The organism is Micromonospora sp. BS32, assembly GCF_059089345.1.
In genome coordinates, this window is record NZ_JBSSHR010000009.1 from 161,691 (window position 1) to 182,588 (window position 20,898).

The following is a 20,898-nucleotide window of genomic DNA, read 5'->3' on the forward strand; positions in this document are numbered from 1 at the left end:
CCGCGTCAGCCGGCGAGCAGCGCGGCCATCCGCTGCGCCTGCGTCTCCCAGCGCCACTCCCGCTCCACCCAGGCCCGGCCGGCCGCGCCGAGCTGGCGGGCCAGGTCCCGGTCGGCGAGCAGGGTGGCCACCCGGTCGGCGAGGGCGGCCACGTCCCGGCCCGGCACCACGTACCCGGTCTCGCCCTCGCGGACCGCGTCGGGCGCGCCGCCCGAGTCGCCGGCCACCACCGGCAGGCCGGTCGCCGAGGCCTCCAGGTAGACGATGCCGAGCCCCTCCACGTCCAGTCCCCGGTTGCGGGTCCGGCAGGGCATCGCGTAGACGTCACCGGCGGCGTAGTGCGCGGGCAGCTCGCTCGAGGGGACCGAGCCGGTGAAGACCACGTCCCGCTCCACCCCGACCTGGCGGGCCAGCTTCTCCAGCGTCGCCCGGTACGGCCCGCCCCCGACCACCAGCAGCGCCGCGTCGGGCACCCGGCGGCGGATCTCCGGCATGGCCCGGATCAGCATGTCCTGCCCCTTGCGGGGCACCAGCCGGGACACGCACACCACCACCGGCCGGTCGGCCAGCCCGAGCCGGACCCGGACCGGTTCGCCGTCGACGGACGGGTGGTAGGTGTCCACGTCCACGCCGGGGGCGAGCCGGTGCAGCTCGGTCACCCCGTGCAGCGCGCGTTCCAGGCGCACCCGGGTGTAATCGCCGAGGTAGGTCACCACGTCCGTACCCCGGCCGATCCGGCGCAGCGCGGACCGGGCGGCGGGCAGCGCGGCCCAGCCGACCTCGTGCCCGTGGGTCTGGGCGACCACCCGGCGGACGCCGGCCCGGCGGCGCAGCCCGGCGGCGAGCAGGCCGAGCGGGGCGGCGGCGCCGAACCAGACGGTGTCGCAGTCGTGCTCGCGCGCCAGCCGGGCCGCCCGGCGGGCGATCAACGGGGTGGGCAGCAGCACTCTGGTCCGTTCCCGAACCACCTCGAACGGCTGGTCGGCGTCGAACTTGGCGGCGCCCTTCCAGCTCGAGGCGTAGACCACCACCGAGCCGGTGGGCTGGCGGACCGCCAGGTTGTGCACGAAGGACTGGATACCGCCGGGGCGGGGCGGGAAGTCGTTCGTGATCAGCAGCGTCCGGCTCATCTGCCGACCTCCCTGGCGTAGGCGCGGGCGGCGGCCATCCGCTCCACGGTGGACGGGTGCGACGCCGACCAGAGGTACTCCCAGCGCGGCGGGTCGGGGTCGGCCAGGTTCACCCCGGCCAGCCGGCGTTGCATCGCCTCGAAGGTGGCTGGGTCACCGGTGAGCGCGAGCGCGTGCGCGTCGGCCCGCGCCTCCACCCGGCGGGAGACCAGCGCCTGGACCGGCGCGAAGACCAGCCCGGCCACCGTGACCAGGGCGATCAGCAGCGGGAAGGCGCGCGGCTCGGCGATCTGGTCGACCCCGGCGAGGCGCAGCAGCGGCGCCCAGGAGCCGATCAGGTAGAGCGCGACGACGGCTGCGGCGGCGCCGAGCGCGCCGGTCAGGGTGCCGGTCCAGACGTCCCGGTCCTTCGCGTGGCCCAGCTCGTGGGCGACGACGCTGGTCACCTCGGCCGGGGTGGCCTCGTGCAGCAGAGTGTCGTAGACGACCACCCGCCGGGTGGGCCCGAGCCCGGAGACGTACGCGTTGACGGCCCGGGTCCGGCGGGAGGCGTCGGCGACCAGCACGTCGCGTACGGGCACCCCATCGCGGGCGGCCAGCGCCGTCAGCTCGGTGCGCAGCGGGCCCTGCTCCATCGGGGTGAACCGGTTGAACACCGGCTCCACCAGCACCGGCAGCACGAACGAGAGCAGCACCACCAGGCCGGCGGCCCCGGCGGCACCGAACGCCCACCACCAGCGCGGGGCGAGCCGGGTGACGGTGTAGAAGCCGAGCAGCGCGAGCGCGCCGATCACCGCGCTGACCGCGTACGACTTGAGCAGGTCGACCGCCCAGCCGCTCCAGCCGTGGGTGCTCAGCCCGTAGCGGGTGAGCACCGACTGCCGCCAGGCGGCGAAGGGCAGGGTGAGCAGGTCGGCGACGAGGACGACGAGGAGCCCGCCGAGCACCGCGCGGGCCATCCAGTGGTCGCCGAAGGGGCGGCCGGCCAGCGTGACCAGGCGCGCGCCCAGCGGGGTGAGCCCGAGCAGCAGCGCCACCAGCAGCCCGACGGCCAGCCCGCCGTACGCGCCGGGGCGCAGCGTCTCGCGGAACGCGCGGCCCCGGGCCACCTGGTCGACGGGGAGGTCGCGCAGCGCGGCGAGCTGGTCGGCACGGGGCGCGGGCGGCCGGCTCCACGGCACCAGGACCGCACCGGCGACGACCAGCGCCACCACCAGGGCGGCGAGGGTCAGCACCGCCCAGCCCCGGGGGGTCACGCCGGCACCTCGCGCGCCGGCCTGCCGCCACCACGCCGCGTCCGCGTCATGCCGCCGCTCCTCCCACCCGTGAGCCGCCCATCCTATTGCCCGTCCGGACGGCCGCTCGCGGGGCGTCCACGCGCCGGAACGGAGGGTAGGAACGCGGGCCCGGGTGCCGGGACGACGTGGTCAGGCGGCCCGGCCGCGACGCCCGGACCGGGGGCGGACGGCGGGAGCGGACTCCGGCGGCAGCACCTCCACGTCGAAGCCGGCCCGGGCGAACACCTCGATCGCCCGGCGCTCGGCGGCGTCCAGCCCGGCCGCCGGCGAATCCACGTCGAGCAGGGCAGTCACCAGGCAACCGGAGCAGCCGGCGCCCCGGATCCCGCACCTGTCGCAGTCGATGAGCATCGTGCCTCCTGACGGAGTGTGGCGGAGGGCGACGGTCATCGCCCGACCACCGTCGGTCAGGTCGGACACTAGTCATCGGGTACGACAGAACCGGACATCCGGTGATCAACGCTCAGGAGCGGGACAGCCGGCGCAGCAGCGAGTCGGCCCCCAGCGGGTACGCCCCGTGCCGGCGTACCCCGTCGGCGACCTCCCGGTCCGAGGAGACCACCACCACCGGCCGGCCGGCCGGCTCGGCCCGCACCAGGCGGCGGATCAGCTCGTCGGCGGTCTCGCCCTTGCGGGAGAAGAGCACCCGCACCCCACGCGGGGTGGGCGGCAGGCCGTGCATCCGCTCGGCGCCGTCGAAGACCACGGTGACCTCGTCACCGGTCTGCGCGGCGATCCCGCCCAGCCCGGTGATCAGGCGTTTGCGCTGCTGCTCCAGCGACATCTCGCCGAAGCCACGCTTGGTGACGTTGTAGCCGTCCACCACCAGGTGCGCGCGGGGCAGAGCGAGCAGTTGGTCCAGCCGGGCCGGGTCGTCGGTGTCCCGGGCCCGGGCCGCCGGCCCGCCCGCGGTCGCGGCGGCCGGCTCGGCGAAGGCCTCGGCGACGAAGTCGGCGGGCAGCTTGTCGACCGGGTCGAGGGCCAGCTCCCGGCGGAGCCCGACGGCGGCCTGCCCGATGGTCTCCAGCAGCAGCCAGAGCCGGGCGTCGTCGACCGAGCGGGACTCCTTGGCGGTGGCCCGCGCCACCCCGGCCGCCGCCTCCGCTTCGGCCAGTCGGGCCCGCGCCCGGCGCAGCTCGGCGTCGCTGTCGGCGGCCGCCCGGGCGGCCCGGCCCCGCTCGGTGGCCAGCAGCTCGGCGGCCTTCCGCTCGCGGACCTGGGTCTCGCGCAGGGTGCGTTGGAGCTGGCGGCTCTCCTCCCGCAGCTGCCCCAGCTCCTCGCGGACCCGGGCCAGCTCGTCGCGGAGCTTCTCCGCCTCGACCCGGGCCACCGCCCGGTCGTGCTCGGCCCGGGTGGCCCGCTGCTCGGCCTCGCGAACCAGCTCGGCGACGACCGCGCTGTCCGCTTCGGCGCGCACCGCGGCCCCGCTCGCCTCGATCAGGTCCCGCCAGCCCCGGGGCCGGGCCAGGTAGGCCAGGGCGGCCACCTCGACCGGGTCGGCGGCGGCCGGGGCGGTGCCCTCGACCACGGCCGCGCCGAGGTCACCGGCGTCGGCCAGCACCCGCGCGGTGACCCGCTGCCGGAAGAGCGGATCGGCGGTGAGCTGGGCGGCGATCACCGGCGCGCCGAGCCGGGCCCGGCGGTTCGGGGCGAACTTGGCCACCCGGCGCAGCGGAACGGGCACCTCGTCCGCGGGCAGCCCGGGCAGCACCGTGGCGGTGAGCGCGACGATGCGCTGGCGGACCGGTTCCGGCAGGGTGGGTTCCGGCTCGGGCGCCCCCGCACCCGGATCCACGCCGGCCTCGGGCGCGGCGGCGGACGACCCCTCCTCCGGGAGGTGGTCGTCGTACGGCTCGGTGAGGGGCATGTGGCAAGTCTCCCACCGCGACCGGGCCCACTGCCGGGCGAGTGAGCCGATCTCTCATCCTAGACCCTGGTGATCGGTGGGGCCGTTGCGACGGGAGTGTCGGACCGGCCCGCTAGCCTGCCGCCCGTGGCACCTGGGGAGTACGTCCAGCAGACGCTGGCCGGTCTGGATCCGACAGCGGGCGCCGGGGTGGACCCTGCGCTCCCGCTCTACGCGACCACCTTCGTGGTGGTCGACCTGGAGACGACCGGCGGCGCGCCGGACGGCGGCGGCATCACCGAGATCGGCGCCGTCAAGGTGCGCGGCGGCGAGGAGCTGGGGGTGCTGGCCACCCTGGTCAACCCCGGTGTGCCGATCCCGCCGTTCATCACCGTGCTGACCGGCATCACCCAGGCCATGCTGGTGCCGGCGCCGCCGATCGAGCAGGTGCTGCCGAGCTTCCTGGAGTTCCTCACCGACGCCGTGCTGGTGGCCCACAACGCGCCCTACGACGTGGGCTTCCTCAAGGCGGCCTGCGCGAAGCACGGCTACCGCTGGCCCAACCCCCGGGTGCTGGACACCGCCGCGCTGGCCCGGCGGGTGCTCACCCGCGACGAGGTGCCCAACCGCAAGCTCGGCACCCTGGCCGCCTACTTCCGCACCGCCACCCAGCCCACCCACCGGGCGCTGGACGACGCCAAGGCCACCGTGGACGTGCTGCACGGGCTGATCGCCCGGCTCGGCGGGCACCGGGTCGACACGGTCGGCGACGCGATCGAGTTCGCCCGGGCGGTCACCCCGACCCAGCGCCGCAAGCGGCACCTCGCCGAGGGGCTGCCCAAGGCGCCCGGGGTCTACATCTTCCGGGCCGCCGACGACCGGCCGCTCTACGTCGGCACCTCCGGCGACATCGCCACCCGGGTGCGCAGCTACTTCACCGCCGCCGAGAAGCGGGCCCGGATGTCGGAGATGCTGGCCGCCGCCGAGCGGGTGGAGGCGGTGGAGTGCGCCCACCCGCTGGAGGCCGAGGTGCGCGAGCTGCGGTTGATCGCCGCGCACGCGCCGCCGTACAACCGCCGCTCCAAGTTCCCCGAGCGGATGGTCTGGCTGAAGCTGACCGACGGCCCCTACCCGCGGCTGTCGGTGGTGCGCGGCATCTCCCCTGGCGACACCGCCTACCTCGGCCCGTTCCGGTCCAGGCGGGCGGCCGAGCTGGCCGCCGCCGGCTTCCACGACGCGGTGCCGCTGCGCCAGTGCACCCACCGGCTCTCGCTGCGTACCGTGACGCCGGCCTGCGCGCTGGCCGAGCTGGGTCGCTGCCCGGCACCCTGCGAGCACCGGATCACCCCCGAGGAGTACGACCACCGCGCCGCCACCCCGTTCCGCACCGCCACCACGAACGATCCCCAGGTGGTGGTGGACGCCCTGCTCGCCCGGATCGAGGCGCTCTCCGCCGCGCGGCGCTACGAGGAGGCGGCGGTGGTGCGCTCCCGGTTGGCCGCGGTGCTGCGGGCGGCCGTGCGGATGCAGCGGCTGGCCGGGCTGACCCGGATCGCCGAGCTGACCGCCGCCCGGCCCGCGGCCGGCGGCGGCTGGGAGCTGGCGCTGGTCCGGCACGGCCGGCTGGCCGGGGCGGGGGTCTCCCCGCCGGGCGTCCACCCTCGACCGACCATCACCGCGATCCGGGCCACCGCGGAGACGGTGGAGCCGGGCCACGGTCCGGTGCCCCGGGCCACCGCCGAGGAGACCGAGCGCATCCTGTCCTGGTTGGAGCGTTCGGAGACGCGGCTGGTGGAGATGACCTCCGAATGGTCGTCCCCGGTGGCCGGGGCGGGCCGCTTCCGCGACCTGCTGGCCAAGGCCGAGAACGCCGGCTCCCACCAACTCTCGACCGAACGCTCATGAGCAAGTGACCGATCGGACGACCGAGACTCGCTTAGGCTGTTAAGGGAGTGCAGTCCTGCCCGTTTCGTGGGCCTGCTTCCGGTTGGCGATGACAGCGACCGTGGAGCCGGGGTGAGGAGGTGTCCCTCGTGGACGTCGACGCCGGACACGGCGCCGCCCTGGGGGGCGCGCTCCCGACCCAGCCCGGGGAGCTGCCGCTGGCCCGCCGGTTGCGGTCCCTGCTGAGCTGGCCGAGCACCGACAACGACCCGGTCGGCCCGCTGGTCCGCAGCCACCGCGCCATCCACGCCAGCGCGGACGCCTCGGTGCTGCGCCGGGCCTACACCATCGCGGAGAACATGCACCGCGGCCAGTTCCGCAAGAGCGGCGAGCCGTACATCACCCACCCGCTCGCGGTCGCCGAGATCTGCGCCGATCTGGGCATGGACACCACCACCCTGGTGGCGGGGCTGCTGCACGACACGGTGGAGGACACCCGCTACACCCTGCAGGCGCTCAGCGAGGACTTCGGCCACGAGGTGGCCCACCTGGTCGACGGGGTGACCAAGTTCGACAAGGCGTTCTACGGCAAGGCGGCCGAGGCGGAGACGATCCGCAAAATGATCATCGCGGCCGGCAAGGACGTCCGGGTGCTGATCATCAAGCTCGCCGACCGGCTGCACAACATGCGCACCCTCGGGGTCCGCTCCGCCTCCTCCCGGGAGCGGATCGCCCGTAAGACCCAGGAGGTGCTGGTCCCGCTCTGCGACCGGCTGGGCATCCAGACCCTCAAGCGGGAGCTGGACGACGTGGTGCTGCTGCACCTGCACCCCGAGGAGCACGCCCGGCTCGCCCGGCACGTGCACGACCGGCCCGGCTGGGACGCCTACCTGGACGACGTGGTCGCCCAGGTGAAGGTGGCGCTGCGCCGCAGCCGGGTGGACGCCGAGGTGGGTCCGCGTCCCCGGCACCTCTACTCGATCTGGAAGGACACCGTCGCCGGCGGGCACACCGCCCCGTTCGACCTGCCCCGGATCGCGATCGTGGTGGACGGCCCGGCCACCGACTGCTACGCCGCGCTCGGTGCGGTGCACGGGCGCTGGCGCCCGGTGCCCGGCCGGTTCAAGGACTTCATCGCCTCGCCGAAGAACAACCTCTACCGGTCGTTGCACACCAGCGTCTGCGGGCCGCAGGGGCGCACCGTCGAGGTGCTGATCCGGACGAAGGAGATGCACCGCGCCGCCGAGTACGGCATCGCCGCCGACTTCCGCTTCCCACGCCCCTCCGGCGCCGTCCGGGCCGAACAGCTGGCCTGGCTGCGCCGGGTGCTCAACTGGGAGCAGGAGGCGCCCGACCCGGCCCAGTTCCTGGAGTCGCTGCGCTGCGACCTCGCCGAGGCGCAGGTCCAGGTGGTCGCCGACGGCCGGCAGGTGGTGCTCCCGGCCGGGGCCACCCCGGTCGACCTGGCGTACGAGCTGGGCACCGAGCGCGGCGACCACTGCCTGGCCGCGCGGATCAACGGCCGGCTGGCCCCGCTCTCGTCCGAGCTGGATGAGGGGGATGTGGTGGAGATCTTCACCGAGAGCGACGCGGAGAGCGGCTTCGAGGTGGACATCGCCCCGCGCGGGCCCCGGCGGGAGTGGCTCGGCTTCGTCAAGTCGCCGCACGCGCAGATGCAGATCAACCGCTGGTTCGCCGAGCACACCGAGCCGGGCATCTCGATCGCCGACAAGGTGCGCCTGGGCCGGGCCACCATCGGGCTGGCGCTGCGCAAGCACGACCGGGGGTTGGCCAGCGACCTGCCGCTGCTGCGCCTGTCGGAAGAGCTGGGCTACCCCGACCTGGAGACCATGCTGGTCGCGGTCTTCGACCGGGCGATCGAGCCGGACACCGTCGTACGCCAGCTCATCGACCTGGTCGACCACCGGCAGTGACCGGCGGGGCGACCCGCCCGGCACCGCCCGCCCCGCACGGCTAGCCTGAAGCCATGATCCCCCGCTCCCGCGCCACCGGTAGGGCCGTCGCCTACAAGGTCTTCTACCGGCTACCGGTGGGGATGCGCCGCCGGCTGGTCCGACTCGCGGTGCCGAAGTACATCGTCGGCGCGGTCACCCTGGTCCGGGACAGCGAGGCCACCGGCGTGGGCCGGATCCTGCTGCTGCGCCAGCCCCCGGGCTACAGCTGGACGCTCCCCGCCGGCCTGCTCCAGCGGGGCGAGGCGCCGATCGTGGGAGCGGCCCGCGAGCTGCACGAGGAATCCGGCATCCGGCTCTCCCCCGACCGGTTGCGCCCGGCCGTGCCCAACGCGGTGGTGCACGCCAAGGGCTGGGTCGACATGGTCTTCGAGACGGAGGTGCCGGCCTCCACCACCGAACTGGCGGTGGACGGCGCCGAGGTCTTCGAGGCGGTCTGGCATCCGCTGGACGACCTGCCGCGGCTGAGCCGGGCCACCGCCAACCTGCTCGGCTACTACGGCATCGGGCCGCGCGCCGGCCAGCCACTGGTGTGAACGCCGCGCCCGAGGGGCTCTGCGCGGTGGTCCTCGCCGCCGGCGAGGGCACCCGGCTGCGCCCGCTCACCGAGCGGCTGCCGAAGGCGCTCTGCCCGGTCGGCAACGTCGCGCTGCTGGACCGGGCGCTGGACCGGCTGGCCGGGCTCGGGCTGACCGGTCCCGGACGGGTCGCGGTGAACGCCTGCTACCTGGCCGACCAGGTGGTCGCGCACGTCGGTGACCGGGCACACCTGTCGGTCGAGCCGGGCGATCCGCTCGGCACCGCCGGCGGGCTGGGCAACCTGCGGGACTGGATCGCCGGCCGCGGGGTGCTGGTCGGCAACGCCGACGCGTACCTCGCCGACCCGCAGGCCCCGCCGGGCCCGGACGTCGCCGCGCTGCTGGCCGGCTGGGACTTCCGGAGCGTACGCCTGCTCGGCCGGCCGGCCGCCGACCCGGCAGCGCCCGGCACCTTCCACGGTCACGTCTTCACCGGCTTCTCGCTGCTGCCGTGGCGACTGGTCCGGGAGCTGCCGGCGACCTTCGGGGACCTGGTCCGGGCGGTGTGGCGGCCGGCGGAGGCGGCCGGCGCGCTGGAGGTGGTCCCCTACCCCGGCACGTTCTACGACACCGGCACCCCGGCCGACTTTCTGGCGGCGAACCTGCACGCGGCGGCCGGCGGTGAGCTGGTCGACCCGACGGCCGAGGTGACCGGCCGGGTCCGCCAGGCGGTGGTCGGCGCGGGGGCGGTGGTCCGGGGCGACATCGAACGGGTGGTGGTCTGGCCCGGCGCCACGGTCGACGCGGGCGAGCGGCTGCGCGACGCGGTACGGGCCACCGACGGCCGCACCGTACCCGCCGGCGCGGGCTGACCCGGGCCGAGGGCCGCCGCGGGCGGCCGAGTTGATCGACACTGCCACACTCGCGACCATGCAACCCCACGTCGCACGTACGGAACTGTCGGTCGGGTACGGCGCGAGCCGGCGCTGGCGGGTCGTCTCGGTACTGCTGGTGGGCGCCATGCTCACGGTCGGCTGCGGCTGCCTCGGCGCGCTGCTGGGACACGGACTGGTCGCCGCGACCGGCGGCGGGGACCGGGTACTGCCGGGTCTCTGCGCACTTCTGCTGGCCGGCCTCACCGCGATCCTCGTCGGCATCCAGACCGCCGTGCTCGTCCGGTCGGGGGCCCGGCTGGAGGGCAGCCGGCTCACCGTGACCACGCTGACCTCCCGCAGCGTCGACCTGCGGTCCGCCCGGGTGGTGTCGCTGCACGCCACCGCCGACTCGAACACCGGCGTGTCCAGCGACGGCACGGTCGTCGCGATCGGCGCCGGCACCCGGACGCCGGTGCTCACCGTGACCACCGGCGAGGGCACGGTCCGCACCCGGCTGCGCAGCCGGGACGGGGTGCTGATCCCGGCCCCCGAGATGCGGGCGCTCGCCGCCGCGCTCGACACGGCCCGCTGCCCGGGAGCCGCCGAGGCGGCGGGCTGGCTGCGGGCGATGGCGGCGGATCCGCACACCATGCTGCTCTGATCCGACGCGGGCCGCCCGGTTTCGCCCTCCCGGTCCCGCTCCGGGCGATCCGACGGGCCTCTAGCATGGTCAGCGACGCCAGGCCGGCGTCACCGCCGGGCACGACGAACGGAGAATCGTCCAGTGATCACCGCGATCGTCCTGATCGACTGCGCCACCGACTCGATCCCCGAGGTGGCGGAGAACCTGGCCAACCTGCCCGGCGTCAGCGAGGTCTACTCGGTCGCCGGGCACGTCGACCTGATCGCCATCGTGCGGGTACGGGAGTTCGAGCAGATCGCCGAGGTCATCGCCGGCAGCATCTCCAAGGTGCCCGGGGTGATCAACACGGAGTCGCACATCGCGTTCCGGGCGTACTCCCAGCACGACCTGGAGGAGGCGTTCGCGATCGGGTTGGCCAGCGCCGACTGACCGCCCCGGACGCGCCGGTGGCCGGCCCGCCCGGTAGGGCGGACCGGCCATCGCCGGTGGTGCGGTGACGTCAGCTGTTGCTCGGAGCCGGCGTCTCGGTGGTGCCACCCGGGGCCGGCGACTCGGTGGTGCCACCCGGAGCCGGGGTCTCGGTGGTGTTGCCCGGGGCCGGGGTGCCGGAGCCACCCGGGCTCGGGGTGCCGCTGGCGCTGGCCTGCGGGACCGGGATGCCCAGCTGCTGGGCCAGGGCGACCAACTCGTCGTAGTGGGCCTGCAGGACCGGCAGCGCGTCCTGGGCCAGCTGGATCACCGACTGCTCGGAGCCCTGCGATATCTCGGTCTGAGTGGCCTGGATGGCCTGGACGTGCCCGGCCAGCTGGGCCGTCACCCACGCCTTGTCGAACTCGGTGCCGCTGAGGTTGTTGAGCTTGTCCGCCACCTTCTGCTGGTCAGCGGTCGGCTCACTCGGCAGCGTCACGTTCAACTGCTGCGCGGTGCTCTGCACCGTCTGGTCGAGCTGGGTGTGGTCCGTCTTGAACATCTCGCCGAGCCGCTTGACGTCGGCGTTCTGCGCCTTCTTCTGGGCCAGGTCACCCGCGGTGATCTCGAACAGGTTCACCTGGTGCACCGCTTGCAGGTACTGGGTGTCCTGCGTCGACGGCTGTGCCGCGGCCTGCGCGGCCGTGGCCGGTGCCACGCCGACCAGCACCAGGGCCGCCAGGAGTCCCAGGCGTTTGATACCCAACATGTTTCCCTCCCCGTTTCCGTTGGACCGCACGGATACCCGGCTGGCGAGGGTTATTCCTGCGTTTCCACCCGATGGGGGGCGGCTCCGGGCGGGGACCACGGGGCGGGGGGACGAGCGGGCCGGAAACGGACGTGGCGCCCGCCGGAAGATCCGGCGGGCGCCACGGTCAGTCGTCCGGTGCGGTCAGCGACGGCTCTCGCCGCTGCCGACCTCCGTGCGCTCCGGTCGGGGCTCGACCGGCGGGTGCCCCGGCGAGACCGGCGCCTCGGCCGGCTTCTCGATCGGGTAGAAGAAGCCCCGGATGGCCGGGCCGAGGGCGCCGAGCCGGTTCATCTTCTTCGGCACCACCCAGCCGACGTACTCCAGCTCACCGTGCCCGTCGGCGTGCCCGTTGGCCGCGCTGAGCGGCTGGTGCACCTCGACGAAGCGGCCGTCCGGCAGGCGCCGGATGATGCCGGTCTCCACGCCGTGGGCCAGCACCTCCCGGTCGTGCTGCTGAAGACCGAGGCAGAGCCGGTACGTCACGTAGTACGCCAACGGCGGGACCACCAGCAGGCCGACCCGGCCCGCCCAGGTCATCGCGTTGAGGCTGATCTGGAACTTGTCGGCGATCACGTCGTTGCCGCCGGAGAGGGTCAGCACGATGTAGAAGGAGACCGCCATCGCGCCCACCGCGGTACGGGCCGGGACGTCCCGGGGCCGCTGCAGCAGGTTGTGGTGCTTGCGGTCCTTGAGGTGCCGGGCCTCCAGGAACGGGTAGAACAAGGAGAGCCCGACCAGGATGCCGGGGAGCACGACCGTCGGCCAGAACAGCGGCGGGATGACGTAGCCGTCGCCGATCGGGATGTTGATCTCCCAGGCCGGCATGAGACGGGTGGAGCCGTCGAGGAACATGACGTACCAGTCGGGCTGGCTGGCGGCCGAGACCACCCACGCCTCGTACGGACCGAAGTACCAGATCGGGTTGATCTGGAAGAGGCCACCCATCAGCGCGATCACGCCGAAGACGACCATGAAGAAGCCGCCCTGCTTGAGCGCGTAGCGCGGGAACATCCGCTCGCCGACCACGTTCTCGTTGGTCCGGCCGGGGCCGGGCCACTGGGTGTGCTTCTGCTTGAAGACCAGGCCCAGGTGGACGCTGATCAGCGCCACCAGCAGACCGGGGATGAGCAGCACGTGGGCGATGAAGGCCCGGCTGATGAGGATCTCGCCCGGGAACTCGCCGCCGAAGATCGACGAGGTGACCCAGGAGCCGATCACCGGGATCGACAGCATGATGCCGGAGGCGATCCGCAGACCGGTGCCGGAGAGGCCGTCGTCCGGCAGCGAGTAGCCGGTGAAGCCGGCCAGGAAGCCGACCCAGAACAGCAGCGAGCCGATGATCCAGTTCGTCTCACGCGGCTTGCGGAACGCGCCGGTGAAGAAGACCCGCAGCATGTGCACGACGATCGAGGCCATGAACAGCAGCGCCGCCCAGTGGTGCATCTGCCGCATGATCAGGCCGCCCCGGACGTCGAACGACAGGTCCAGGCTGGAGGCGTACGCGGCCGACATCGGCGTGCCCCGCAGCGGGGCGTAGCTGCCGTTGTAGACGACCTCGGTCATCGCCGGCTCGTAGAAGAAGGTCAGGAAGACGCCGGTCAGCAGCAGCACGACGAACGAGAAGAGCGCGATCTCGCCGAGCAGGAACGACCAGTGGTCCGGGAAGACCTTGTTGAGCAGCTTGCGCAGCGGGGTGGCCACCTGGAACCGGTCGTCCACCGCACCGGCGGACTTGGCCGGCACCGCTGCTACGTCAAACTTTCGGCGCTTCATGGCCGCTCCCAGAAGTCGGGGCCGATGGTTTCGGTGTAGTCGGACTTGGCCACGAAGAAGCCTTCCTCGTCCACCTCGATCGGCAGCTGCGGCAGCCGTCGGCTCGCCGGGCCGAAGACCGGCCGGGCGTTATCGGTGATCTTGAACTGGCTCTGGTGGCACGGGCAGAGCAGGCGGTTGGTCTGCTGCTCGAACAGGCTGGCGGGGCAGCCGGCGTGCGTGCAGATCTTGGAGAACGCCGCGAAGTTGCCCCACATGAAGTCACCGTGACCGACCCGCGCGTTGGCCGCGCGCGAATCCTGGGCGTCCGACTCCCGCAGGTGGATCAGCAGGGTCGGCGAGTCGGCGTGCTTGTTGCTCACGCCGTGCTCGATGCCGGGGAAGACGGTCAGCTGGCCACCGACGCTGACGTCGGCCGGGCGGATCGGCCGGCCGTCCTCGCGGACCAGCCGGATCTTCTTGCCGCCCTCCGCCGGCGCGAAGCCGGTGGTGAACATCTGATTGTTCTTGTGCGGGTCGGAGATCAGGCCACCGACCAGCGGGGCCGCGACGACCGCGCCCACCGGCAGCAGGCCGGCGACCAGCGAGACGCCGAGCAGCGGACGCCGCCGGACACCCAGCTCGTCGGCCATGTAGAGCATCGTCTCGCCGGTGATCTTGCGATCCTCCGGGGAGCCCGGCTGGTCGTGCCGGTCCTGGATCGAGACCTCCTTGGGCAGCAACTTCTTGCCCCAGGTCAGGATGCCGAAACCGATGGCCAGCAGGGCGATGCCCAGGGTGAGGCCGAGCAGCGGGGTGTAGTACTTGTCACCACCCCGGCCGGTCTCCCACTTCCACGGCCACCAGATGTAAATGATCAGAAATGCGGTGGCCGCGAGGCCGGTGAGCAGGAAGAACCCGGCCACCAGACGGGTCAGCCGGCGCTCGGCCTTGCTGCCCGGGACGACCTGCTGCTCGTAGTGGACGATCTCGATGTCGTCCCGGCGCGCGCCCTCCTGGACGACGTCGAAGCGGGACAGCCGGGGGTCGAGGACGTCGAGCTGCTCCCGGCCCTGCGGGGCCTGGTGCTCGGTGTGGGTGCTCATGCCGTCACCTCGCTACGGGCGGTGCCGCAGGACGGCACCACGGCAATGGTACTGACGATCCGGCCGGTCACGACTTGCCCGCGATCCACAGGCTGGCGAAGACCAGCGCGACGATGCCGATCAGGAAGATCGCCAGGCCCTCGGTGGAGGGGCCGTACCGGCCGAGGTTGAAGCCGCCCTGGTCCTGGTCGGCCTTCAGGGTCCCCTGGATGTAGGCGATGATGTCCGCCTTCTGCTCCGGAGTGATCTGGTTGTCGCCGAAGACCGGCATGTTCTGCGGGCCGCTCAGCATGGCGGCGTAGATCTGCCGGTCGCTCGCCGGGCGCAGGCTCGGGGCGAACTTGCCCGAGGAGAGCGCGCCGCCGCCACCGCCGAAGGCGTGGCACTGCGAGCAGTTGATCCGGAACAGCTCACCGCCGGTCGACACGTTGGCGCCTTCGCGGAGGTTGCCCTGCGGGACCTGCGGGCCGCCGCCGAGCTCCTGGATGTACTGGCCGAGCTGGCGCACCTGCTCGTCGGTGAAGACCGGGGGCTTGCGCATGGCCTGCGCCTCCTGGCGGGCCATCGGCATACGGCCGCTGCCGACCTGGAACTCCACCGAGGCGGCGCCGACGCCGACCAGGCTCGGGCCACGACCCTCGACACCCTGCGCGTTGCGACCGTGGCAGGTCACGCAGCTCACGTCGAACAGCGCCTTGCCCTCGGCCGCGGCACCGGTGATCGGCGGGTTTTCCTGCGCCTGCGCGCCGGGGGCGAAGACGGTGTAGGCGCCGCCGGCCAGCGTCAGCGCGGCGATCAGCCGGACCGCGGCGCCCAGCCGGCGGCGGCCCCTGCTGCGCGCCACGGGCCGCCCGCGCAGGCGCGCGAGCAGACCGCGTCGGCGGTCGTTGTCAGAAGTCATGACCTGTGTCCTTAACCGGTTGGACCTTGTCTCAGGGGACGGAGCAGCGGCGCGGTTCGTGACGCGCCAAGATCACTGAAGCCAGTAGATCATGGCGTAGAGCGCGATCCACACGACGTCGACGAAGTGCCAGTAGTACGACACGACGATCGCCGACGTGGCCTGCGCCGGGGTGAACCGGCCCATGGTGGTGCGGATCATGAAGATGACGAAGGCGATGAGACCGCCGGTCACGTGGAGGCCGTGGAAGCCGGTGGTCAGGTAGAACATCGACCCGTAACCGTCTCCGTTGATCTTCACGCCCTCGTGCACCAGGTTCCGGTACTCGTTCGCCTGGCCGAGCACGAAGATCAGGCCCATCACGAAGGTGATCGTGAACCAGCGCCGCAGGGCGTGGACGTCACCCTTCTCGGCGGCGAAGACACCGAGCTGACAGGTCACCGAGGAGAGCACCAGGATCACCGTGAAGGTGGTCGCATAGGGCACGTTGAGGATCTCGGTGTGCTCCGTCCACTGCTCCGGCGCTGCCGCGCGGATGGAGAAGTACATCGCGAACAGCGCCGCGAAGAACATGAGTTCGCTGGAGAGCCACACGATCGTCCCGACGCTGACCATGTTGGGTCGGGTCAAGGAGTGGATCCGGCTCTTGTCAATGGCTGGGGCCGCAGTCACGCGGTCATTATTGCCCGCGACCTGTGACGGGAATCAGCGGGGTGGCAAACCTGCGCCATCCGTGGCCCGATCGGGGCGGTCCGGTTCGCCTGACCTACCCTGAAAAGCGTGCTGCATGTCGATCCGATCTTCGCCGCCACCTCGGCGGTTCCGTCCGGTGTCCTGGCGGCCGGAGCCGAGGTCCCGCCGCCGTTCACCATCGGTCGGGTCTTCACCGAGACCCGACTGGACAGCTGGCTCGCCCTCGGCCTGGTGCTGGCCGCCGGGCTCTACCTCTACGGCGTGCACCGGCTCCGGCTGCGCGGGGACCGCTGGCCGGTGGTCCGGACCGTCTGCTTCCTCGGCCCCGGCCTCGGCGGCATCGCCGCGGTCACGGTGAGCGGCCTGCACGCGTACGACACGTCGCTGCTGTCGGTGCACATGGTCCAGCACATGGTGCTGTCGATGATCTCGCCGATCTTCCTGGCCCTGGGCGCGCCGGTCACCCTGGCGCTGCGCACCCTGCCGGTCCGGCCGCGCAAGCGGCTGCTGGCGATCGTGCACAGCCGGATCGCGAAGATCTACAGCTTCCCGCTGGTGGCGTTCAGCATCTTCGTGGTGAACCCGTTCGCGCTCTACTTCACCGACCTGTACCGCTACACCCTCGAGCACGCCTGGGCGCACGAGCTGGTGCACGCGCACTTCATCATGACCGGCTGCGTGTTCTTCTGGCCGCTGCTCGGCCTGGACCCGCTGCCGGGGCGCTGGCCGTACCCGGCCCGGGCGCTGCTGATGATGCTGTCGGTGCCGTTCCACACCGTGCTCGGTCTCACCATCATGCAGAGCACCACGCTCTTCGGCGGCGACTGGTACCCGTCACTGGGCCTGACCTGGTCGAACCCCTGGAACGACCAGGTGGTCGCCGGCGGCATCCTCTGGGCCGGCGGCGAGTTCGTCAGCGTCACGATGATCGCGGTGCTGGTGGTGCAGTGGGTCAAGCAGTCCGAGCGGGAGGCCCGCCGGCTCGACCGGGAGCTGGACCGGCAGGAGGCCCGGGAGCGCGCGGCCGAGGCCGCCGGGACTGCCGCGCCGGGACCGGGCGCACCGGCGTGAGCTGCAAAGACGCCAGGGCTGTCGGGATCCCCCGGGCAGGATGTCGGGTACGCCACACCGAACGGTACGATCACCCGGCAGCAACGAGGTGGGCCAGTCCAGTCAATGCGGAGTGCCGGCATGAGTGATCGTCTTTGCACCGTCCTGCTCTACAGCGACGACCCGCAGGTCCGTGACCGGATGCGGCTGGCCGTCGGCACCCGTCCCGCGCCCGGTCTGCAGATCGAGTTCGTCGACGCCTCGACCTACGCCGAGTGCGTCCGGCTGGTCGACGACTACGAGATCGACCTGATGCTGCTCGACGGGGAGGCCACCCCGGGCGGCGGCATCGGCATCGCCCGCCAGATCAAGGACGACCGGGACGACGCCCCGCCGACCTGCGTGGTCATCGCCCGCGCCGCCGACCGATGGCTCGCCGCGTACGCGCAGGTCGACGCCACGCTGGTGCACCCGCTCGACCCGGTGACCACCGGCACCACGGTCGCCGAGCTGCTGCGTACGCACGCCGCCGCCTGAGTCGCCGCACTCGGCGGCGCCCCGGCGCCCGGGTGGACGGGCGCCAATTCCCGCCCCACCCGCACCCCACGCCGCTCGGGAGGCCCACGATGGGCGAACGCACCTGGCCGCACCTGCTCAACGCGCTGCTGCGCGCCGACGAGCTCTCCACCGCCGACACGGCCTGGGCGATGGACGAGATCATGACCGGCGCCGCCGCCCCGTCCCAGATCGCCGCCTTCGCCGTGGCGCTGCGCGCCAAGGGCGAGACCCCGGCCGAGCTGGCCGGCCTGGTCGAGGCGATGCTCGGCCGGTCGGTCGAGGTGGTGCTGTCCGAGGAGCTGCGCCGCACCGCGCTCGACGTGGTGGGCACCGGCGGTGACCTCGCCCACACGGTGAACATCTCCACGATGACCGCGCTCGTGGTGGCCGGCGCCGGCGTCCGGGTGGTCAAGCACGGCAACCGGGCGGCCTCGTCGCTCTGCGGCACCGCCGACCTGCTGGAGTTTCTCGGCGTCCCGCTGGACCTGGCACCCGAGCAGGTCGCCCGCTGCGTCGAGGAGGCGGGCATCGGGTTCTGCTTCGCCGCCCGGTTCCACCCGGGGATGCGGCACGCCGGGCCGGTCCGCCGCGAGATCGGCGTGCCCACGGCCTTCAACTTCCTCGGCCCGCTGACCAACCCGGCCCGCCCCCGCTCCGGCGCGGTCGGCTGCTTCGACGCCCGGATGGCGCCGGTGATGGCGAGCGTCTTCGCCGCCCGGGGCGACTCGGTCATCGTGATGCGCGGCGAGGACGGGCTGGACGAGTTCACCACCGCCGCCCCGACCCGCGTCTGGGTGGCCCAGCAGGGCACCGTCAGAGAGGCGCTGCTGGACGCGACGGATCTCGGGGTGCCCCGGTCCACCCTGGCCGACCTGCGGGGCGGGGACGCTCCGTACAACGCCGAGGTGGCCCGCCGGCTGCTGGCCGGCGAGACCGGTCCGGTGCGCGACGCCGTGCTGGTGAACGCCGCCGCCGCGCTGGCCACCCAGGGGCCGCTCGACGGCGACCTGACCGAGGCGCTGCGGGCCGGGATGGGCCGGGCGGCCGAGGCGATCGACTCGGGGGCGGCGGCCGCGGCGCTGGACCGCTGGATCGCCACCGCCCGGGCGCTCTGAGCGGGCGCCCAGCGGGCCGACGGGTGGCGCGGCCGGAAGTGTCGGAGGGCCGTGCCAAACTACACGGGAGTAATTTTCCGTTTTCGGCCGTTGGCGGCGATTACCGTCGCCGATCGGAGCGAGAGGAGACGCCCGTGTCGGACCGCGAGCTCTACTGCGACGCCTGCGAGGGCGTCCAGCCGTTCGAGGCCCCACCCTGCGTGGACGGCCACGACGCGGACTGCCCCGAGCTCATCTGCACCGGCTGCGGCACCGCTGTGCTGATCGCCACCTTCGCCTTCCCGGCGACCCGGCTGGAGCACCGCCGGCGCGACCCGGCCCCCCACCGCCGCGCGGCCTGACCGCACCGGCGGCTCATCGTCCGAGCGGTCGCGCCACATCCGCCGGCGACCCGCCACCGGCCGCCGCCGTCCCCCCGGGCCTCGACCAGGGGCGGCCGGACGCACATCGGCACCCGCGTCCCGACTGGTACGGCACCGACCGGTCCGGCCGCCAGCGCCGGACGCGGCCCGCGCAGGATCCAGCCTCCCCGCCAGCAGCGCCGGGACGCCGCAGACCCGCCTGCTCCGGGCGCCGATGTGGTGTGACGGTTGGGCGAGACGGCAGGGGCCCGACCGAGTGGTCCCCCGCGCCGCTACAGACTTGATGACGCGAACGAATCGTGGATCGGTCAGGTGGTAATCACGCCTCGACCGCCCCGAACCGACATCCGATTCGTCAACGACATCAAGTTCGTAGCGTCCAAAGGTCGACCCCCTCCGGACAGGAGCCGGCGACCCGCGACCCCGACCGGCCGCGCGCCGGACCCCGGATACCGGGTCTGGTCGCCAGCGGGTTGCCGCTGCGGAGCAGGGCGGCACCCGGACACGACGAAGCCCGCGCCCCTGACGGGACGCGGGCCTCGTGGAGCTTCAGATCAGTGCTCGGCCGTACGGCGGGTGCCGGTGTAGTACTCGAACAGCAGGCCGCAGGCGGCGAAGATGACCGCCAGCAGGCCGAGGCCCACCAGCCAGAACTGCCAGAACGCCAGGCCGAGGCCGGCCAGGGCGGCGGCCATGGCCAGGCCGAGCGGCCAGTAGCTGCCCGGGCTGAAGAAGCCGATCTCGCCCGCGCCGTCGGCGATCTCGCCGTCCGGCCGGTCCTCCGGCCGCAGGTCGATGCGGCGGGAGACGAACCAGAAGAAGCCACCGCACATCGCGCAGAGCAGGAACGACAGCAGCAGGGCCACCGTGCCGACCCACTCGACCCGGCCGCCGCCGTACGTCCAGGCGCCGTAGAGGACAGTCGCGCCGAAGAGGAAACCGGCGATGGTCAGGAAGATACGCCACTCGGTCTTCATTCCCGATACCTCAGTTCCGCTCGTCGGAGTTCGACTTGTCCGGGTTGAAGGTGGCCACGTTGCGCCGGGTCTTGAACGGCTCGGTGGTCTGCGCGTAGGGCTCCTCGCCGATGGCGGTGAGCGCTTCCTGCGTCGACTTGCCGTCCTTCTTCGCCGCCAGGAACTGGTCGTACTTCTCCGGGGAGACCACGCGCAGCTCGAAGTTCATGAAGGCGTGGTAGCTGCCGCAGAGCTCGGCGCAGCGGCCGACGTACGCGCCCTCGGTGTCGAGCTTGGAGACCTCGAACACGTTGCGGATCTGGCCGGGGAAGACGTCCCGCTTGAACAGCAGCTCCGGCACCCAGAAGGAGTGGATGACGTCCTTGCTGGTCTCCTCGAACCGGATCGACCGGTCGCTCGGCAGCACCAGCACCGGGATGACCTCGCTGGTGCCGAGGACCGAGGCCACCGTGTTGGCGTCCTTGCCCTGGCCGTCGCGGTAGTTGAACTGCCAGTTCCACTTGAACGCGACGACCTCGACGGTGACGTCTGGGTTCTTCGTCGTCTTCACCACGTTCGTCTGCACGACGGCCGTGTAGTAGAAGAGCACCGAGACGATCAGGATCGGCGCGATGGTGTAGAGGAACTCCATCGGCAGGTTGTAGCGGGTCTGCACGGGCAGCTCATTGCCGCGCTTGCGGTAGCGCACCACGCACCAGAAGATCAGGCCCCACACGAAGACGCCGACCGCGAGGGCCGCGATGCAGGACGCGATCCACAGGTCGTACATCCGGTGCGCCTCCGGCGTGATGCCGCCCTGCGGCCAGCCGAACCCGTCGACGGACTTGCCGACGTCACACCCGGTGAGCAGAACCAGCAGCGCAGCTCCGCCGAGACCGAGCCCGGCGAGCCGACCAGCACCACGCCGCCGGCGTCCACCGGCTCCTGGGGAAGCGCTGTGCCGTACGGCCGACGGCCGTACCTCCGAACTCCTTGCGACCACCTGGTCCTGCCTCCCT

At 72.9% G+C, this 20,898-nt stretch carries 21 protein-coding genes; 10 read left to right on the forward strand and 11 right to left on the reverse strand.

The window, feature by feature from the left end:
- Positions 1 to 5 precede the first annotated feature (5 nt).
- The 4 genes from AC5RWQ_RS16195 to AC5RWQ_RS16210 form a co-directional block, all read right to left on the reverse strand.
- Complete coding sequence (locus AC5RWQ_RS16195; RefSeq protein ID WP_494283546.1) at positions 6 to 1,130, reverse strand: glycosyltransferase family 4 protein; 1,125 nt, start codon at positions 1,128 to 1,130, stop codon at positions 6 to 8.
- A complete protein-coding gene (locus AC5RWQ_RS16200; RefSeq protein ID WP_334490520.1) occupies positions 1,127 to 2,386 on the reverse strand; it encodes a M48 family metallopeptidase in 1,260 nt (419 codons plus the stop codon). Before AC5RWQ_RS16200 ends, AC5RWQ_RS16195 begins: the two co-directional genes overlap by 4 nt.
- Before the next feature lie 171 nt (positions 2,387 to 2,557).
- Positions 2,558 to 2,779 (reverse strand): hypothetical protein, encoded by a 222-nt coding sequence (locus AC5RWQ_RS16205; protein WP_494283547.1) that lies wholly within the window; start codon positions 2,777 to 2,779, stop codon positions 2,558 to 2,560.
- A 112-nt stretch (positions 2,780 to 2,891) separates the two neighbouring features.
- Positions 2,892 to 4,295 (reverse strand): NYN domain-containing protein, encoded by a 1,404-nt coding sequence (locus AC5RWQ_RS16210; RefSeq protein ID WP_494283548.1) that lies wholly within the window; start codon positions 4,293 to 4,295, stop codon positions 2,892 to 2,894.
- Between the two features lie 126 nt (positions 4,296 to 4,421).
- Between AC5RWQ_RS16210 and AC5RWQ_RS16215 the strand changes: the two genes are divergently transcribed.
- The 6 genes from AC5RWQ_RS16215 to AC5RWQ_RS16240 all read left to right on the forward strand — a co-directional run bounded on the left by AC5RWQ_RS16215 (position 4,422) and on the right by AC5RWQ_RS16240 (position 10,596).
- Positions 4,422 to 6,179 (forward strand): DEDD exonuclease domain-containing protein, encoded by a 1,758-nt coding sequence (locus AC5RWQ_RS16215; protein ID WP_494283549.1) that lies wholly within the window; start codon positions 4,422 to 4,424, stop codon positions 6,177 to 6,179.
- Between the two features lie 128 nt (positions 6,180 to 6,307).
- On the forward strand, positions 6,308 to 8,092 hold the full coding sequence (locus AC5RWQ_RS16220; RefSeq protein ID WP_494283619.1) for a RelA/SpoT family protein: 1,785 nt from the start codon (positions 6,308 to 6,310) through the stop codon (positions 8,090 to 8,092).
- A 53-nt stretch (positions 8,093 to 8,145) separates the two neighbouring features.
- Complete coding sequence (locus AC5RWQ_RS16225) at positions 8,146 to 8,667, forward strand: NUDIX hydrolase (protein ID WP_494283550.1); 522 nt, start codon at positions 8,146 to 8,148, stop codon at positions 8,665 to 8,667.
- On the forward strand, positions 8,664 to 9,521 hold the full coding sequence (locus AC5RWQ_RS16230) for a nucleotidyltransferase family protein (protein ID WP_494283551.1): 858 nt from the start codon (positions 8,664 to 8,666) through the stop codon (positions 9,519 to 9,521). The genes AC5RWQ_RS16225 and AC5RWQ_RS16230 overlap by 4 nt, the downstream gene beginning before the upstream one ends.
- A gap of 58 nt (positions 9,522 to 9,579) precedes the next feature.
- Positions 9,580 to 10,185 (forward strand): hypothetical protein, encoded by a 606-nt coding sequence (locus AC5RWQ_RS16235; RefSeq protein WP_494283552.1) that lies wholly within the window; start codon positions 9,580 to 9,582, stop codon positions 10,183 to 10,185.
- Positions 10,186 to 10,308: 123 nt separating this feature from the next.
- Positions 10,309 to 10,596 carry an Lrp/AsnC family transcriptional regulator gene (locus AC5RWQ_RS16240; protein WP_334490508.1) on the forward strand — a complete coding sequence of 96 codons (288 nt, stop codon included), beginning with the start codon at positions 10,309 to 10,311 and terminating at the stop codon, positions 10,594 to 10,596.
- A gap of 70 nt (positions 10,597 to 10,666) precedes the next feature.
- Here the strand turns inward: AC5RWQ_RS16240 and AC5RWQ_RS16245 are convergent, their stop codons facing one another.
- From AC5RWQ_RS16245 to ctaE, 5 genes are all read right to left on the reverse strand, one after another.
- The gene (locus AC5RWQ_RS16245) at positions 10,667 to 11,344 is read right to left on the reverse strand and encodes a DUF4142 domain-containing protein (RefSeq protein WP_494283553.1); all 678 of its coding nucleotides are present in this window, start codon (positions 11,342 to 11,344) and stop codon (positions 10,667 to 10,669) included.
- 183 nt (positions 11,345 to 11,527) lie between these two features.
- Positions 11,528 to 13,159 (reverse strand): cytochrome bc1 complex cytochrome b subunit, encoded by a 1,632-nt coding sequence (gene qcrB / locus AC5RWQ_RS16250; RefSeq protein WP_494283554.1) that lies wholly within the window; start codon positions 13,157 to 13,159, stop codon positions 11,528 to 11,530.
- Positions 13,156 to 14,244 carry a cytochrome bc1 complex Rieske iron-sulfur subunit gene (gene qcrA / locus AC5RWQ_RS16255; protein WP_494283555.1) on the reverse strand — a complete coding sequence of 363 codons (1,089 nt, stop codon included), beginning with the start codon at positions 14,242 to 14,244 and terminating at the stop codon, positions 13,156 to 13,158. Before qcrA ends, qcrB begins: the two co-directional genes overlap by 4 nt.
- Before the next feature lie 67 nt (positions 14,245 to 14,311).
- Positions 14,312 to 15,145 (reverse strand): cytochrome bc1 complex diheme cytochrome c subunit, encoded by an 834-nt coding sequence (gene qcrC, locus AC5RWQ_RS16260; protein ID WP_494283556.1) that lies wholly within the window; start codon positions 15,143 to 15,145, stop codon positions 14,312 to 14,314.
- A gap of 72 nt (positions 15,146 to 15,217) precedes the next feature.
- A complete protein-coding gene (ctaE, locus tag AC5RWQ_RS16265; RefSeq protein ID WP_494283557.1) occupies positions 15,218 to 15,817 on the reverse strand; it encodes an aa3-type cytochrome oxidase subunit III in 600 nt (199 codons plus the stop codon).
- Positions 15,818 to 15,925: 108 nt separating this feature from the next.
- On the opposite strand from ctaE, the gene AC5RWQ_RS16270 reads away from it, so the two are divergent.
- The 4 genes from AC5RWQ_RS16270 (at position 15,926) to AC5RWQ_RS16285 (ending at position 18,902) form a co-directional block, all read left to right on the forward strand.
- Positions 15,926 to 16,909: a cytochrome c oxidase assembly protein gene (locus AC5RWQ_RS16270; RefSeq protein ID WP_494283558.1), complete on the forward strand. Its 984-nt coding sequence runs from the start codon at positions 15,926 to 15,928 to the stop codon at positions 16,907 to 16,909.
- 120 nt (positions 16,910 to 17,029) lie between these two features.
- The gene (locus tag AC5RWQ_RS16275; protein WP_334490492.1) at positions 17,030 to 17,425 is read left to right on the forward strand and encodes a response regulator; all 396 of its coding nucleotides are present in this window, start codon (positions 17,030 to 17,032) and stop codon (positions 17,423 to 17,425) included.
- A gap of 89 nt (positions 17,426 to 17,514) precedes the next feature.
- Positions 17,515 to 18,561, forward strand: coding sequence for an anthranilate phosphoribosyltransferase (gene trpD / locus AC5RWQ_RS16280; protein ID WP_494283559.1), 1,047 nt, complete (start codon positions 17,515 to 17,517; stop codon positions 18,559 to 18,561).
- Between the two features lie 134 nt (positions 18,562 to 18,695).
- Entirely contained in the window at positions 18,696 to 18,902 is a 207-nt protein-coding gene (locus tag AC5RWQ_RS16285; RefSeq protein WP_494283560.1) for a hypothetical protein, read from the forward strand.
- Positions 18,903 to 19,477: 575 nt separating this feature from the next.
- Here the strand turns inward: AC5RWQ_RS16285 and AC5RWQ_RS16290 are convergent.
- Positions 19,478 to 19,900 carry a cytochrome c oxidase subunit 4 gene (locus AC5RWQ_RS16290; protein WP_494283561.1) on the reverse strand — a complete coding sequence of 141 codons (423 nt, stop codon included), beginning with the start codon at positions 19,898 to 19,900 and terminating at the stop codon, positions 19,478 to 19,480.
- Positions 19,901 to 19,910: 10 nt separating this feature from the next.
- Positions 19,911 to 20,882, reverse strand: a complete 972-nt coding sequence (ctaC, locus tag AC5RWQ_RS16295; RefSeq protein WP_494283562.1) for an aa3-type cytochrome oxidase subunit II — start codon at positions 20,880 to 20,882, stop codon at positions 19,911 to 19,913.
- Positions 20,883 to 20,898 lie beyond the last annotated feature (16 nt).